12 protein-coding genes and 6 pseudogenes are annotated in these 15,035 nt (G+C 63.1%); 10 read left to right on the forward strand and 8 right to left on the reverse strand.

Features of this window, described 5'->3' with window-relative positions:
• The first annotated feature begins 112 nt into the window (after positions 1-112).
• Positions 113-1,141, forward strand: coding sequence for a helix-turn-helix transcriptional regulator (locus QM789_RS08220; protein WP_420351434.1), 1,029 nt, complete (start codon positions 113-115; stop codon positions 1,139-1,141).
• Here QM789_RS08220 and QM789_RS08225 read toward each other — a convergent pair.
• Positions 1,129-1,998, reverse strand: coding sequence for an ABC transporter substrate-binding protein (locus QM789_RS08225; RefSeq protein WP_420351502.1), 870 nt, complete (start codon positions 1,996-1,998; stop codon positions 1,129-1,131). The genes QM789_RS08220 and QM789_RS08225 overlap by 13 nt on opposite strands.
• 119 nt (positions 1,999-2,117) lie before the next feature.
• The gene (locus tag QM789_RS08230) at positions 2,118-3,020 is read right to left on the reverse strand and encodes a metal ABC transporter substrate-binding protein (RefSeq protein ID WP_420351435.1); all 903 of its coding nucleotides are present in this window, start codon (positions 3,018-3,020) and stop codon (positions 2,118-2,120) included.
• 196 nt (positions 3,021-3,216) lie between these two features.
• On the opposite strand from QM789_RS08230, the gene QM789_RS08235 reads away from it, so the two are divergent.
• The 9 genes and pseudogenes from QM789_RS08235 to QM789_RS08275 all read left to right on the forward strand — a co-directional run bounded on the left by QM789_RS08235 (position 3,217) and on the right by QM789_RS08275 (position 8,491).
• On the forward strand, positions 3,217-3,666 hold the full coding sequence (locus QM789_RS08235; protein WP_420351436.1) for a Fur family transcriptional regulator: 450 nt from the start codon (positions 3,217-3,219) through the stop codon (positions 3,664-3,666).
• A gap of 30 nt (positions 3,667-3,696) precedes the next feature.
• On the forward strand, positions 3,697-4,164 hold the full coding sequence (locus QM789_RS08240) for a Fur family transcriptional regulator (protein WP_420351437.1): 468 nt from the start codon (positions 3,697-3,699) through the stop codon (positions 4,162-4,164).
• The gene (locus QM789_RS08245) at positions 4,161-4,871 is read left to right on the forward strand and encodes a hypothetical protein (protein WP_420351438.1); all 711 of its coding nucleotides are present in this window, start codon (positions 4,161-4,163) and stop codon (positions 4,869-4,871) included. Before QM789_RS08240 ends, QM789_RS08245 begins: the two co-directional genes overlap by 4 nt.
• A gap of 90 nt (positions 4,872-4,961) precedes the next feature.
• Positions 4,962-5,516, forward strand: coding sequence for a hypothetical protein (locus QM789_RS08250; protein ID WP_420351439.1), 555 nt, complete (start codon positions 4,962-4,964; stop codon positions 5,514-5,516).
• Positions 5,517-5,527: 11 nt separating this feature from the next.
• Positions 5,528-5,992 (forward strand): pyridoxamine 5'-phosphate oxidase family protein, encoded by a 465-nt coding sequence (locus QM789_RS08255; protein ID WP_420351440.1) that lies wholly within the window; start codon positions 5,528-5,530, stop codon positions 5,990-5,992.
• A gap of 64 nt (positions 5,993-6,056) precedes the next feature.
• The gene (locus QM789_RS08260; protein ID WP_420351441.1) at positions 6,057-6,290 is read left to right on the forward strand and encodes a winged helix-turn-helix transcriptional regulator; all 234 of its coding nucleotides are present in this window, start codon (positions 6,057-6,059) and stop codon (positions 6,288-6,290) included.
• Between the two features lie 98 nt (positions 6,291-6,388).
• Entirely contained in the window at positions 6,389-6,952 is a 564-nt protein-coding gene (gene ahpC, locus QM789_RS08265; RefSeq protein ID WP_420351442.1) for an alkyl hydroperoxide reductase subunit C, read from the forward strand.
• A 73-nt stretch (positions 6,953-7,025) separates the two neighbouring features.
• Positions 7,026-7,196, forward strand: a pseudogene (locus QM789_RS08270) (3-dehydroquinate synthase); the annotation flags it as partial.
• A gap of 131 nt (positions 7,197-7,327) precedes the next feature.
• Positions 7,328-8,491: pseudogene (locus tag QM789_RS08275) on the forward strand (IS5 family transposase).
• A 182-nt stretch (positions 8,492-8,673) separates the two neighbouring features.
• Here the strand turns inward: QM789_RS08275 and QM789_RS08280 are convergent.
• From QM789_RS08280 to QM789_RS08305, 6 genes and pseudogenes are all read right to left on the reverse strand, one after another.
• Positions 8,674-8,904, reverse strand: a complete 231-nt coding sequence (locus QM789_RS08280) for a hypothetical protein (protein WP_420351512.1) — start codon at positions 8,902-8,904, stop codon at positions 8,674-8,676.
• A 204-nt stretch (positions 8,905-9,108) separates the two neighbouring features.
• Positions 9,109-9,540, reverse strand: a pseudogene (locus tag QM789_RS08285) (hypothetical protein); the annotation flags it as partial.
• A gap of 928 nt (positions 9,541-10,468) precedes the next feature.
• Positions 10,469-11,398 (reverse strand): annotated as a pseudogene (locus tag QM789_RS08290) (polysaccharide pyruvyl transferase family protein); the annotation flags it as partial.
• 391 nt (positions 11,399-11,789) lie between these two features.
• Positions 11,790-12,117: pseudogene (locus tag QM789_RS08295) on the reverse strand (integrase catalytic domain-containing protein); the annotation flags it as partial.
• Positions 12,086-12,550, reverse strand: a pseudogene (locus QM789_RS08300) (integrase core domain-containing protein); the annotation flags it as partial. The pseudogenes QM789_RS08295 and QM789_RS08300, both read right to left, overlap by 32 nt.
• On the reverse strand, positions 12,537-14,831 hold the full coding sequence (locus QM789_RS08305; RefSeq protein ID WP_420351443.1) for a putative bifunctional diguanylate cyclase/phosphodiesterase: 2,295 nt from the start codon (positions 14,829-14,831) through the stop codon (positions 12,537-12,539). The pseudogene QM789_RS08300 and the gene QM789_RS08305, both read right to left, overlap by 14 nt.
• Between the last annotated feature and the right edge of the window lie 204 nt (positions 14,832-15,035).

Raw genomic sequence — 15,035 nt, forward strand, 5'->3', positions numbered from 1 at the left:
ACTCCCATGGAAGAACCGAACTCGCGCGGATCCTAGTCGCGGGCATAATTCTTGACTAATGTGATAAGGTATTATCTTGTCGGGATCGGTTCCTTATTTTCGGAGTGACGGGATGTCTCTCAACATCGAGATGCGTTGCCTCGCCCATGCCGAACCGCACGAACCCGTCGTCCTGGGACCGGATCCTCTGGTGCCCAACAGCACCGCCGCAGGGCTTCAGGGCGACTACAGCATTCGCGGAGCGCGCCGTGGAATGACCATTTCGGCTTTCGACTTCACTCCCGAAGAGGTCGCGCAGGTACCCATGCGCTCGGCACCCTGCGTAGCACTGAACATCCTGTTCGAGGGCGCCGGTCATAGCTGGCTGGAGGACGAGACCGGAAAAAGCGGCGAGATCCCTTTTCGCCCGGCCTTCTACTGCATGATCGCACCGGAAGGCGCCCGAGGCTTCGACGCGATCCGGCCCGGCACCAGGTTCCGGGGCATCGATATTCGCATGACACCCGACCTCTGGCTCAACCTCGGCGGCCCGACTACTGAATCGCTTGGAAGCGGTACGAACCCCCATCATGTCGCCTCGACCAAAGCCGTCTGGACCGGGATGCTGCCTCTTTCGCCCGAAGTCCGGTCCATGGCGCGCAGCCTGTCAACCTCGATCAGTTCCGGTGGCTCGGACCTGACAAGCGAGGCACGCGCGCTCGATATCATCAACGCAGCAATCAGCTTGTTGACGGCCCCCGGCGAAGGGAGCGAGACGCATCTGTTGCTTCGCGACCTGCGGGCGGTCCGAACGGTCATCGGCATGATGGAAGGCGACCTCGCCCGGCCCTGGCAGCTCGGTGAACTGGCGCTGGCAGCGGGGATAGGGCTGAAACGCCTCAAGCAGCAGTTCCCGAAAGAGACCGGCTTGCCTGTCTATGCCTGGCTGCAAGAAACCCGCCTTCAGAAGGCCCGCCAAATGCTGACCTCCGAAGAGGGTTCGGTGACGCAAATCTCCCTCGCAGTCGGCTATTCGAGCCTGAGTCACTTCTCGGCCCTCTTCCGGCGGCGCTTCGGGGTTTCCCCCTCCTCGCTGCAAGGGAAACGTCCCGGCAGAGTCCCAGGCCCTGCCGGGACGAAGCAAGGCCATCAGTCCCGATAGGCTGCGATCACCTCATCCATGAGGATCTCCAGCGGCGTGATGCTGGCTGCCGTCACATACCAGGCTTCCGGATCGACGAAGATCAGCTTTCCGTCCTTCCAGGCATTGGTTTCGCGCAGGAGCGGGTTCTCGATGGTCGCGGCATCGAGAACGGGCCTGCGCTCCATCACCACCGTCCGGTCGATCACGAAGATGATGTCGGGATTGGTGGCCTGAATGAACTCGCTGGTCACAGGCTGGCCATGCAACCCGGTATCGCCCGCCTCGTTCGCCGGTTTCATCCCGAAAGCGTCGAAGACGAAACCATAGCGCGAGCGGGTGCCCAAGGCGCTGAAAGCACCATTGTTGTACAGGATGATCAGCGCGCGCTCCGGCCGGTCCCGGGTCGCAGCCAGCACCTCCGCGAGCTTCGCGTCGAAGCCTGCAAGCACCTCCTGCGCCACGTCCTCCTTGCCGAAGATCTTCGCCAGCGTCAGAAAATGCGCGCGCACGATGGCAATGTGATCCGCGCTGCTGTCGCGGTAGTCCACGTCGAAATGGATCACCGGCGCGATGCGCGACATTTCGGTGTAGTGCTCTGCCTGAAGCGAGGTGATCAGGATCAGATCCGGCCGCAGCGCATGGACCTTCTCCAGATTTGGCTTCACGATGAAGCCCAGATCCATGATCGCCTTGAAGAGCGTCGACTTCCCTGACCCGTTCACGCCCACAAGGGCCGTCACTGTGCCTTTCGGGATCTCAAAACTTGCATCACGCAGCGCCGTATGGCCGTTGCGATAAGTGACCGTGACCTCGCGGGCGGTGATGCCGCCACCGGGATCGCCTTCGGCCCCGGATCGGATCGAGCTGTCGTGCATCATGTCCTGTCTTTCTGCCGGATGGGTCGGTCGCCCTAGGGAGGTTCGAACGAAGTGCCAAAACACCAAACCTGCCGCGCAAAAACTCGCGCGGCAGGTCAGTATTTCAGCCGGAAATGTCAGTTGACCGCTTCGGTCACGCCTTTTGCCACGGTCTGCGTCGTGACCTTGAGCAGGTCGAGATAGGTCGGCGTCGGGCCGTCCGGCTCGGACAGGCTGTCGACATAAAGAACGCCGCCGTAATGCGCCCCGGTCTCACGCGCGACCTGCTCGGTCGGCGCGGTGTTCACCGTGCTTTCGCAGAAGACGACCGGAATATCGTTCGCCTTCACCCCGTCGATCACAGCGCGCACCTGCTGGGGCGTCCCCATCTGGTCGGCGTTCATCGGCCAGAGGTACAACTCCTTCATGCCGAGATCGCGGGCGAGATAGGGGAAGGCGCCTTCGCAGGTCACCAGCCAGCGCCTGTCCTCGGGGATCGCGCCGATCTCGGCCTTCAGCGGCTCGAGCATGGCACGGATCTCCTTCTTGTAGGCCATGGCGTTCTTCACATAGATCGCCGCATTCTCCGGGTCATGCTCCGAAAAGGCCGTGGTGATGTTGTCGATATAGATCAGCGCGTTGTCGAGACCCATCCAGGCGTGCGGGTTCGGTTTGCCGTCATATTCCCCGCCCGAGATCGAGATCGGGTCGATGCCGTCAGTTAGCGTCACCGAAGGCACATCGCCCAGATTGGTCAGGAACTGCTCGAACCAGAATTCTAAGTTCATGCCGTTCCACAGGATCAGATCGGCATCCTGAGCGCGGACAATATCCTGAGACGTGGGTTCGTAGCCGTGGATCTCGGCCCCGGGCTTGGTGATCGAAACCACCTCGGCCGCATCCCCCGCCACATTCTGCGTAATGTCGGCCAGAACGGTGAAGGTCGTGACCACCTTCATCTTGTCATCTGCAAAAGCCGTGCCCGCCATCAGGGCGGTTGCCGTTACAGCGCCGAGAAGACGCGCCAGCGTCGAAGACATGGGAAATCCTTTCCCTGTTTCCATGGACCGGATCACCGCTGCCGGTTTGCCGTCGAAATAGTTGCGAGTTAGTCGCAATATGAATAGCGAACCTCAAATAAGTTACAACTGCAAATCAGTCGCAATATTGACTTGACCTTTCCAACCCGCCCGATGCATCCTTCTTGCGAATCGCTCGCAATACAGGGTGCCACCGATGACGATGAGCCGGGACAACGGGCTTGCCCCCGACGAAGCACGCCGCATTCTGACGGAAGCCGGGCTGCGTGCGACGCGGCAGCGGCTGGCGATGATCGACATCCTGTTCGGCCAGCCTCCGGCGCATGTCTCGGCAGAGGGGCTGTATGACGAGGTGTGTCGGCGGGGTGCCCCGGGTTCCCTGAGCCAGGTCTATGGCAGCCTCAAGCATTTCTGCGCCTCGGGTCTCATGCGTAGGGTTCCGATCTACGGCAATACCGCCTGGTATGAGCTGCGCGGCGAGGATCATCATCATTTCTACGTCGAGGACGAAGACCGCCTGCTCGACATCCCGCCAGACCTGATCCGCTTGGGCGATTTGCCGCCCCCGCCGCCCGGCTATGTCCTTTCCGGCGTCGATATTCTCTGCCGCATCCGGCGGGATGACGCTCCCGATCAAAGATCCTGACCCCGAAACGCCAGCAACAAGTCAGCTCCCATGCAACAGGAAGCCATTCTCCAGACCGATCCATGTCGCCCGGCCACGGCAGGCGCAAAGCTGCTGGACGGCGCAGGGTTGCGCAGCACCCGCCCGCGCCGCGCCATCGCGGACATCCTGTTCGGCCGAAGCTACTACCATTTTACGGCCGACGAGATCTTTGCCGTGGCAGCGGAGACCGGCCAGCGCCTGTCGATGGCGACGATCTACAATACGCTGAACGAGTTCGCCGCGCATGGTCTGATCCGCCGTCTCGCCACGGCCGGCGGTCCGGCACAGTTCGACATCGGCACCGGCGACCATCACCATTTCCATGTCGAGGCCGACAACCGGGTGATCGACATCGAACCGGAAGAGATCGCCTTCGCGCGGCTGCCCGAGCCGCCCCAGGGCTACCGGATCGCCAATATCGACGTGATGATCCGCCTCGAACCCGTGGGACCGCAAAGCACAGGAGAAATCGCATGAACCGTCGGCAGCATCTGCGTCAGATCGCGCGTCAGTCGCTGACCGCCGGGTCTCCCGGCCAGCCGCCGCTGCGCCCTCTCGCCGCCCTCTGCGCAACCTTGCCCACATGGGCGGAAACAGCAGGATCCCGGCTCTGCCTTGATCTCGGCCAGGACTCGGGATTGCTGAGCGAGGACCGGAAATGGGGCTCTGCCATCGCAGCAGTCATTGCCACCGGAAACCCAGAACTGATCCAGGCCGTGCTGCGGGACGCGGAAGGACGGATCACCCACCAGACCCGGGACCTGGCGCGGCGCGTGACCGTGGCGACCCTGCTGGCGGGGCGGCCCGCTCTGAACCCCGCTGCGGGCAGAGACCGGCAATCTGATACCCTTTCCGGAAATTCGGCAGGAATCGTCGAACCCGCGACCATCCCGGCCCAGGATCATGATGGCACGACAGTCGCACTCTACGCGCTTGCGGCCGCTGCGGCCTGGGCCGGTCAGGTCGATCTTCAGCCCCGGATAGACGCCGCGCAGGGGGTCGGCGTTCCAAATGAGGCGATCAGCGCCGTTCTCGGGATCGCCCATGCGCTTGCCATCATCGCCACCCTCCTGAACGGCGGCCCAAGACGGAATGCCGCCCAGAGTCTAAGGAGAGCCTGCGTGCCAGTTGAGAAACCCGATCCACGACCAACCGACTCGGCCCGTTTCCCCAAGGGACCCTGAGACGAGACAGCCCTCTTCCGCCTGACGGGGATGCGTGCAGGTCACGCAACAGTCCCGTCATGTCCAATCGAACTTCACCGGAGACGCCCCATGAACGCCCGCACCATGCCCGAAAACCTCTCCATCGCATCCGCCACCCCGATCCTGCGAGACCATCGTTGGCTCGAACTGACCTCAGCGGCCAATCAGGCGTTCAGGGATGGCGCGGTGGAACCGGCCCGGAAACTCTACACGCGGGGCCTTGAGGAAGCCGAGCGGCTGTTCGCTACGATGAACCCCGACAATACGGCCGTTCCGCTGCCCGCGATCATGAACATCGCCTGCCACAATCTGGCGCAGCTTTCCGCTCAGGACGGCAACGAGGCTGAATGTCGCCGTCTGCTGATCCTCGCCTTCGACAGGCTGATCGGGGCCGCACGCCAGCCCGCGACGCCGCTGGACCTGCGGATCGCCTGTATTCAGCACCTGAAATACACCCTCTCCGAACTGGCCGAGCATCTTGCGGGGCAGGACGCCCCCGATCCACCGATCGGTCACTATGTCGTCTGCCTGCGCGAAGCGGCTGCTGCTGTCAGCCATGCCGTCGCTCATATGGAGCGCGCGGGCGATCTGCGGAGCTGCGGGCATTGCGGTCTCACGAACTGAACCAAACCGCCATGCTGCCCGGCGGAACACGCGGCGGCACCCTCTCCCGACAAGAAAGACGGACCATGAAGACCCTGACTCCCGCAATGAAAGACATGCTCGCCACGCAGACACCGATCCAGGCGACGGTGACCGAAGGCGCGATCCCCAATCTCGGCCCCAAGCGCAGCCTGCGCGTCTATGACGACAGCACGCTGATCTTCAACGAAAATACCGGCGGACAGACGCTGACCAACATGCAGAACGGCTCGAAGATCGCCGTCGCCGTGATCGACCGCGAAAAGCTCGACGGATACCGTTTCCTCGGCACGCCGGAGCTGTTCACCGAGGGCGCCCCCTTCGACAATGCGGTCGAGTTTGCGGGCAAAAACGGCATGAAGACGCCGAAGTTTGCGGTCCTCGTCCATATCGACGAGATCTGGTCGCTGCGCTCCGGTCCCGATGCCGGGAAGAAGATGGATCAGTTGAGCGCATAGAGGCGCCACAGGATCGGTCCCATCCCCAGCGGGACCGGCGAGCAGGTGTCGGGCGGGAACAAGAATGCACAATCAGACCCCGGAAAACCTTGGCCGACGAAATGCCGGGGCCACCGCCCGACGCCAGTTCGTTCTCGATCAACTGCGCCGCCCCCGGACCCAGAGCGAGTTGCAGGACCGGCTGGGCATGAGCCGCAGCGGCACACTCCACCTCCTGCGCCGCATGGCGCGGGACGGGCTGATCCGCCCGGCCGAGAAGATCGGCGTGACCCGCGTCTGGGAACGCGAACCTCCCTGAGGCGCCCCGTGCCTCGGGGGGAAACAGCTTCAGCCTGACCGATCCCTGCGAGGTCTGCCCTCGCGGCAGCCGGTCACCATCAGAACAAGAGAGACGATATGGCACTCATCAACACGAAAATCCGCGCGTTCAAGGCGTCGGCCTTCAAGGACGGCAAGTTCATCGAGATCACCGAGACGGACGTTCTCGGCAAATGGGCGGTGTTCTTCTTTTACCCGGCAGATTTCACCTTCGTCTGCCCGACCGAACTGGGCGACGTGGCCGACCACTATGACGAGTTGCAAAAGCTCGGTGTCGAGGTCTTCTCGGTCTCGACCGACACGCATTTCACCCACAAGGCATGGCACGATGCCTCCGAGACCATCGGCAAGATCCGCTACACGATGATCGGCGACCCCGTGGGCATCATCACCCGCAACTTCGACGCCATGCGCGAGGAACAGGGTCTGGCCGACCGCGCCACCTTCATCATCGACCCCGACGGCGTGATCCAGGCGCTGGAAATCACCGCCGAGGGCATCGGCCGTGATGCTGCGGACCTGATCCGCAAGATCAAGGCCGCGCAATATGTCCGTGCGCATCCCAGCGAGGTTTGCCCGGCGAAGTGGCAAGAGGGCGAACAGACTCTCGCACCCTCGCTCGATCTGGTCGGCAAGATCTGAGAACGCTTGTGGACCGGCGTCATGAAGCCGGTCCGCCACTCCCTCCATGAAATACGACATGCCGCCCGGCCCGATGAGCGCCTCCCCGATCTCTGGAACTATTCGTGTTCACCTTGCATCCCGCAGCTATGATGTTCGTATTGGCGGCGGGCTGATTGATCGAGCGGGGCACGAAATCGCACCGCTCCTCGCCCGGCCGCGCGTTGCCATCGTCACCGATAAAACCGTTGCCGCAATCGGCCTTTAGCGCCTGACCGCTGCGTTGCAGGATGAGGGGATCGCTTCTTCCGCCCTAGCAGGCTGCTGAAATAGTCGGGCCTCGACGCCGATTGCAGAACATGGTTCACCCGCTGGGGATCAACGGCGGAGCCAGGCATGCGCGGTACAGACGAGACGAGCGGATCGCTGTTCAGTTATGTTGATCTCGAAGAGCGGATCCCCGCCCGGCATCCGCTGCGCACGATCCGGCGGGTCGTCCATGACGCCTTGGCGAGCCTCGACGGCGAGTTCGATCGGCTCTATGCCGATTTCGGTCGCCCCTCCATCGCGCCGGAACGGCTGATCCGTGCGAGCCTGCTGCAAATCCTGTTCTCGGTCCGCTCTGAGCGGCACCTGATGGAGCAGCTGGACTACAACCTGCTGTTCCGCTGGTTTGTGGGGCTTGGCGTCGACGACCAGGTCCGGGTCCCGACCGTGTTCAGCAAGAACCGCGACCGCCTTCTCACCACGGACATGTCGCGCAAGGTGATGGCCGCCATTCTCGCGCATCGCGAGGTCGCTGAACTCCTGTCGGACGACCACTTCTCGGTCGACGGCATATTGGTGAAGGCCTGGGCTTCCATGAAGAGCATCCGGCCAAAAGTGGACGGCGATCCCGGCGATCCCGGCGATCCTCCGGTACAGGATGCCGCCCCGCAAGCCCCATCTCCGCAGCCCGATCCGGAAACCCGCCCGATGTCCCGCCCCGCCAGCCGCAGCCGGAATGCCGAAGTGGATTTCAGGGGCCAGAAGCGCACGAACGCGACGCATGCCTCCACGACAGATGCCGATGCGCGGCTTTACCGGAAATCCCCGGGTACCGGCGCGATGCCATGCTTCATCGGGCACGCGGTCATGGAGAACCGCAGCGGGCTGGCCGTCCAGGGCGACTTGACCCGCGCGGACGGTCGTGCCGAGCGCAAAGCGGCGCTCGACATGATGCACCGGCATTCGCCGGGATCGACCAGGCGGCTGACCCTGGGCGCCGACAAGGCCTACGACGCTGCCGGGTTCGTGGCTGATTGCAGGCGAGCCTGCATCACCCCGCATGTCGCGCAGAAGCCGCGGTTCTCGGCGATCGACGGACGGACAACGCGGCACAAGGGTTATGCCCTGTCTCAGAAGCACCGGAAGCGAGTCGAGGAGCTCTTCGGCTAGTCCAAGACCGTCGGCGGCGCGGCGCAGACCCTCTATCGCGGCGTGGAGCGCGTGCGGTCCCGCTTCCTCCTCACGCTGGCGGCGGCAAACCTTGCCCGGCTGCCGAGGCTGCTGGCGATTTGAGGCCAGGAAACACCGCGCCACCCATGCCGAGAGGCCAGGAAAGGCCGGAAAATCAAGCCGCCCGCCAAGCGCAGCGGAAACCGTTCCGCTCACCAGACTATTTCGGCGGCCTGCTAGGGGGTGCCGCTGGCCTTGCCGCCGTTCATTCGCTCTTATCCTTTTTCAGATGGCGACGCCTGGGGTCAGGCGCGCGCCTTGCCGTGCCGGACAAGAACCTCATCCACTCCGATCCGCTTGGATCGCGGCACCATGACGGCCGGATCGTAATGGCCCACGGCAACGAAGGAGATGAAGACCTCGGACTCGGGGATGCTCAGGATCCGGCGGGCCGCCTCTTCACGCTCATGGCTCATCGCGGTGTTCAGGCTGCAGGATCCAAGCCCGACCTCCTCAAGACCCAGAAGCAGCAGCATCATGAACAGGCCGCCGTCGATATAGGCCTGGTTGCGCTCGACCGCGGCCACGAAGGCCGAGAGGTCGCTGGTCACCAGCAGCAGTTTCGGCGGAAGCTTGTAGCCGCGAAAGCCCCCTTGCAGATCCAGCACCGCCCGGATCATGTCGGTATCCTCGAACTGGTGGATGCGCACCGGCTGTCGGTTGCAGACCGAGGGCGCCTGCATGGCGATGGTCACGGCGCGGCGGATATCCTCGTCCGCGACCGGATCGGCGGTGAATTCCCGCACGCTGCGCCGGGAAAACACCACCTCCCCGAAGGCGCGCGGGGGCAGGCCATCGACCTCGGCCTCGCGCTCTAGATTGGCCGGCAGCGCCCCGCCCAAGGCGCCGTCGGCCCGGGTGATCCGGGCCTGGACCGGGGCATCGAACAGCGTCCAGAAATGCGAGACATCCACACCCAAGGCCCGATGACGCTCGAAATAGACATGCATGACCGCGGCGGCGATGCGGAAGAAAGAATCCTCTGGGTCGCGCCCCTTGGCGATCCACTTGTTCATCTCGGCGGCCAGCAGGGGCATCGAAGCCTGGCCGAAGCCGGGGCGGAAGGCACTCGTGCGGCTCAACCCCTTTTCGAAGCCGTGGGCGTAATACATCAGCAGCGACCGGGCATTCTTGATGCTGCGCGAAACGCGGTGCTGGGCATAGGCATCGATGAAGCGGGTGTCGTCGCCCCGGCTCAGCTCTCTCGACGGCGGTGGCGGCGTCCTTCTTCAGTCGGGATGCCGGGACCGGGGCCGCATTCGGCACCACCGCCTCGGGTAGGATCGAACGCAGCGTGATCCACGAGATATCGGCCCCGCCGTCAGGGCCGCCGAAATGCAGCGCGCCGAACATCACCTGCGAGAAGCCGGCCTCGGTCACTGTAAAGCTGATCCGGTCGGTGCGGGGCTTGTCGCGCTTCCCGCCGGTCTCAATGCTGCCCACGACCTTGAACCGGCCGGTTTCGGGGTTGCGCAGATGCACATTGATCAGCCGGGAGATGCTGCGCGGCGTCCATTCCAGCACCAACTCATAGGCGGTGCCTTCGCGCAGGGCCGAGGGCAGGTCGGTCCAGACCAGATTGCCGCGCTGTCCGGCGAATTCAGGGCCAGCGACGCGCAGCCGGGTCACCCCCTGCCCCGTTTCGATCTTCCAAGCCTGATTATTGGCGGTGAAGGCGGGGGCATTGATCCGGAAGTGCTGCCTGCCGATCCTGAACTTCACCAGCCTCGCGGCCTTTTCGGCAGCCTTCGTGATCCGGCGCAGCTCGGGCCGTGCGGTCCAGTGCGGCTTGAGGGCCTTGGCCTCGCTGTTGGCGATGGTGTCGCGGACGGGCTTTTTCAGCGCGGCTTGCAGCCACGCCTTCGACTCGCGGACATGCTTGTCCAGCGCGGCGCGGATATCGGCATAATCCAGCGGCGCCAGGAAATCCGCATCCCGGGTCACGATTTCTTCGGGCTGCATCGTGAAACGGTCGCGATGCCCGATCAGCCGGAACATCGAATCGAAGCGCACCACGCCCCGGCGCCGGTTCCCGATCGAAGCGAAGGGCTTTTCGAATTTCAGCGCGAAGGCCGTACCGTGGAAGGAATCGGTCACCACATAGGAGCAGTTTTCGTAAAGCTTCAGGAAACCATAGGCGTCGATATCGTCCTCGACGGCCCCCTCGATATTCATCTTGGCCTTGTTTTCCTTGATCAGATGCGGCCAGGCATCCAGGATGATGCGGATCCGCAGCCCCAGTTTCGCAGCGACATGTTCGATCGCGGCCTTTTTCTCGGGGGTGGGGTCCAGGATATAGGCCAGCAGATAGGGGCCGGACACGTCGCGGGACGATTGCGCGGCCAGTTCCCGGTAATGCTGCACATCGGTCAGGAAGATCGGCTCGGCCACCTGGGTCGCGGGAACGTGATAGACATCCCGCGCGATCCTGACGCCGGAATCCTCACGCACCGAGATCGCGTTGAACCGCTTCATCAGCGCCGAGATCTTCGGAACCTCATCGACCGGCGACAGATCCTTGCCATGGCCGAAGGAGGCCGCATAGGAGATCTTGCGTTTGCCGTCATCGGCAAAGTCCAGATAGAACGCCTTTCCGAAATGCTGCGAGATGCCATAGTTCCAGACCTGATCCGAGCCGATCACGAATGTATCGGCAAGTTGGTTCAGTTCCCCGACCGTCTGCTGGCTGTAGATCCTGCTGAGGTTATAGTGCTTGCGGGCGAAGCGGATGGCATGCGTATTCTGGATTTCGGGATCATTGGCACTGGCGCCGATCTTCGAGACCATCAGCACCGTTTTTCCCAGGGATTCGATCGTCTTGTAAAGACTGTAATAGGTCAGGACCGACCCGTAATTGGCACCGATGCCGACACCGACGATGCCGACATCATAATGGTCTTTTGTCTGTGCAGCCATTCCCTGAATGTCCTTGCTTGCTTGATCGCCCTGGCCTAGCGCAGGCATCTGCATGGGGCCGGAATATTACACTGCGAGAGTGTCAAGGTTTCCGGATCCTGCCGGTCAGACGGGCTGCCCAACCGCACGGCCCTGTCCGCATGGCTCTTGCAAGGCAGGTGGCAACCTGTTCTCCAAACCATCATGACATGTCCTTGCAGCAAGGTCTCGACCCTTCATCAGCCCCGGGGTGGCAGGACAGCTCTCAGGCTCTCCGTTAAACGCAAGCGGGGAGGCAGACAAGCCAAAAGCCCGTGTTGAAGCCCGCAAAGGTCGAAGCCGAAACTGCCCAGGTGCCACAGCATCCCCCCTTTTGCCCCCCCCCCCCCCCCGCCTTCCGCAGGACCGAAAGGAGCCTGCCGCCCCTTTGAAACCCGGCCTCTGGCCCGTCTAAGGGCTTCGCGCTCGTGCTGGCCGAAGCCCGCGAAAAGCGAGGCGATCCCTTGGCGTAGGCCCAGAGATCGAGGTCGCGCGAGATGAATTCTCTGCCATTATCAACCCGGATCGTTTTCGGGTAGCCGACCTTGTGGCAGATCCGTTCCAACGTCCTCGCCGCGATACTGGAAGCGCACATCCGTCGCCGGACAATAGCGGGAATGGGTGTCGACAATAGTCAGGATCCGCAGCGTTTTGCCCAAGGCCAGTTGGTCATGGACAAAATCCATGGCCCAGACATCGTTCGGCCCGACGGCTTCCGCACGGTCATCCCACAGCTTGGCCTTCACCCGCCGTTTGAGCAATCGCCCGTCGCGCGGAGCTATCATCTCGCACAGCGGGGCGATTGCGGTGGTCAGGGTGCACGCATAGTGCCAAGGCCGAATGCGGGTGTTCGGTGTTGTAGTCGGTCACCCACGCCGCGATTATGACGCGAGCGTGAGCCAGATTGCGGAACATGGTCTCATTAAGCAACTCGTCCCGCCTTCGCCCGTTGAAACTTTCCACGACGCCATTCTGCATGGGTTTGCCTGGCGCGATGCAGTGCCACTCGATCCCGTGCTCGGCACACCACTTCTAAATGGCATTAGCTCTGTTCCGTTGCCGGATACGATCATACCGGGTCGACCGCGCCGTTCGATCGGCGGGTCAGTTCCCGTGCCACCCTTCGGCCTGAAATCGACGTGTCGGGGTTGCTGCCAAACGTCCCCGGGTCGCGTCATCGACGATGTTGGATCCGGGCCATTGTTTCGTTCAATCTGGCGACCGCCGCCGCATCGCGTTCGCTTGGGGCCGGGCGGCCGTAGAAATAGCCCTGCACCTCGACGCAGCCTTCTTCGAGGACGCGGGCGAGGTGGACCGCCGTCTCCACCCCTTCGGCCACGGTGGTCACGCCCAGACGTTTGCCTAGATCGGCAAGCGCCCGGACGACGGCCGCCGCTTCGGGGCGGTCCACCGCATCCTGGACGAAGGAGCCGTCGATCTTGATCTTGTCGAAGGGGAAAGCCCGCAGGTGGGTCAGCGAAGAATAACCGGTGCCGAAATCGTCGAGCGCCACCCGCACGCCCAGATCGCGGATCCGGTGCAGATCGCCGACGCCCCTGTGTTCATCGTTGAACATGGCGGTTTCCGTCACCTCGATCTCCAACCGGTTGGGCGGAAGGCCGGAACTGGCCAGTGCGGCCTGCACGGCGGGCACGATCATGCCCTTGCCAAGCTGCGCCGCCGAGACATTCACCGCGACCCGCGCGCCATCCCCCCATTCCATCGCATCCCGACAGGCCGTGTCCAGCACGAATTCCCCCAGCAGGTCGATCAGCCCGTTCTGCTCCGCGATCGGGATGAACTCCCCGGGCGAGATCCAGCCATGTTGCGGGTGATGCCAGCGCACAAGGGCCTCGCGCGCGGTGACCTGCTTTGTAAGGGCGTCGATGATCGGCTGATAGAAGACGAACAGGCCCTTCCGGGCCTGCAAGGCGGCAAGCAGCTTGGTCTGGAGCCGCGCGCGCTCCCGTGTCCGGTCCTCGATGTCGCTGGTAAACACCCGATGCACGCCTTTGCCGGTGTTCTTCGCGGCATAAAGGGCGATATCGGCGCGCGACAGCAGGGCATCGCCGGTATCGGCATGGTCGGGCGCGATGGCAATGCCGACGGAGGCGCCGATCTTCACCTGATGGCTCTGCCTTTCCTGTTCCAGTTCAAAAACGGTCGAAAGTGCGGCGATGATCCGGGCGGCGAGCCGTTCCAGCACCGCGGAACTGGTATCCGGAACGAGGACGGCGAATTCGTCGCCGCCCAGCCGACCGATGACCATGCCCTTGGCGTTGCAAACCTCGCGCAGCCGGTCGGCGACCTGCATCAGCAACCCGTCGCCGATGCGGTGGCCGTTGGTGTCGTTGACCAGCTTGAAGCCGTCGAGGTCGATGAACAGCAGCCCGATGGCGGCTTCGTTGCCGCGCAGGGCGGCGTCCAGCTTGTCGCGGAAGTTCGTGCGGTTGGCGAGGCCCGTCAGCGTATCGTAATGGGCAAGCTGGCGGATCCGCTTTTCCGCTTCGACCTCCTTGGTGACGATGGCCCAGGTCAGCATCGGGCCGATATAGCTGCCGTCATCATCCGTCACCGCCGTGACCTTGAGGTCCAGCACCTCGGGACCGAGCTGGATCCGGGCGCTGTGCGGCAGGTTCGCCGGATCGGCCAGCAGGCGGCGCTGATGTTCGGGGTGCCGGTGGAAGACGTCGATGCAGGTTCCCTCCAGTTGATCGCCCGAAATCGGCAGCAGATGCTCGATCGACCGGATCAGCTTGCGGGAGGTTTCATTGGCATAGTTGATGACGAGCGTGTCCGGCTCCACCGTCATCACCGCCACCGGCATGTCGTCGATCATCCGCAGCAGGCGGTTCTGCGCGATCTCCTTGCGCCGCGCCGCCATTTGCGCCGTTACCAGATAGGCGAGGTCGCGATAGCTGATGGTCAGGATCGCCAGCGTTCCGGCAGAGATGATCACGACATTGACCACCGTCGCGATAAAGGACGGTTGCCCATTGGCCGCGAAGATGAACAGGAAGATCCCGTTGATGATCCCGGCTGCGGCGATCGCGGCGGCCCGCAGGGGCATCAGCGAAAAGAGGCAGGAAATCACCGTGATCGTCGCATAGAAGGCCAGATACGCATCGGCATAAGCGTCCGCCCCATAGGGGTAGAGCAGGAACGACCAGCCCGCGCAGGCAATGGCAACGGCGAAAGCGAAGCGATGGGTCAGCCGCAACGCGCGCGCGGCGGCCTGCTCCGTCGGTTCGGCCTGGTGCGTCTGCGACCAGCAGAATACGCGCGTGGCACAGGCGGCGGTGAACGCCAGCGGCACGCCGATCGTCAGCCAATGCGGCGCGGTGGGCATATACGTCGCGGCGATCCCCCATGTGCTGAGGATGAAAACGAGATACAGCATGGGCATTTGCCGGGAGAACGCGCGATACCGCGCCTTCAGAAGTTCCGGATTGTCGGTCAATGCCGTCATGAACCGATTAACCTTATAAATATATTGATAAAATCATCTTGGATGGGTGGGGATCGCCTTGTGCCGCGACGTCACCTGTCTGCTCAGACAGTCACACTGTTTCGATTTTGGCAACAACGAATCCTCCGGACCTGTGTTTTTCATCCGGAGTGTGGGAAAGGCGTTGATCTTCCCCGATATTTCTTGTCGCTGGCCGCCCCCGGG

This window comes from Paenirhodobacter sp. (assembly GCF_047600745.1).
Taxonomy (GTDB): Bacteria; Pseudomonadota; Alphaproteobacteria; order Rhodobacterales; family Rhodobacteraceae; genus Rhodobacter.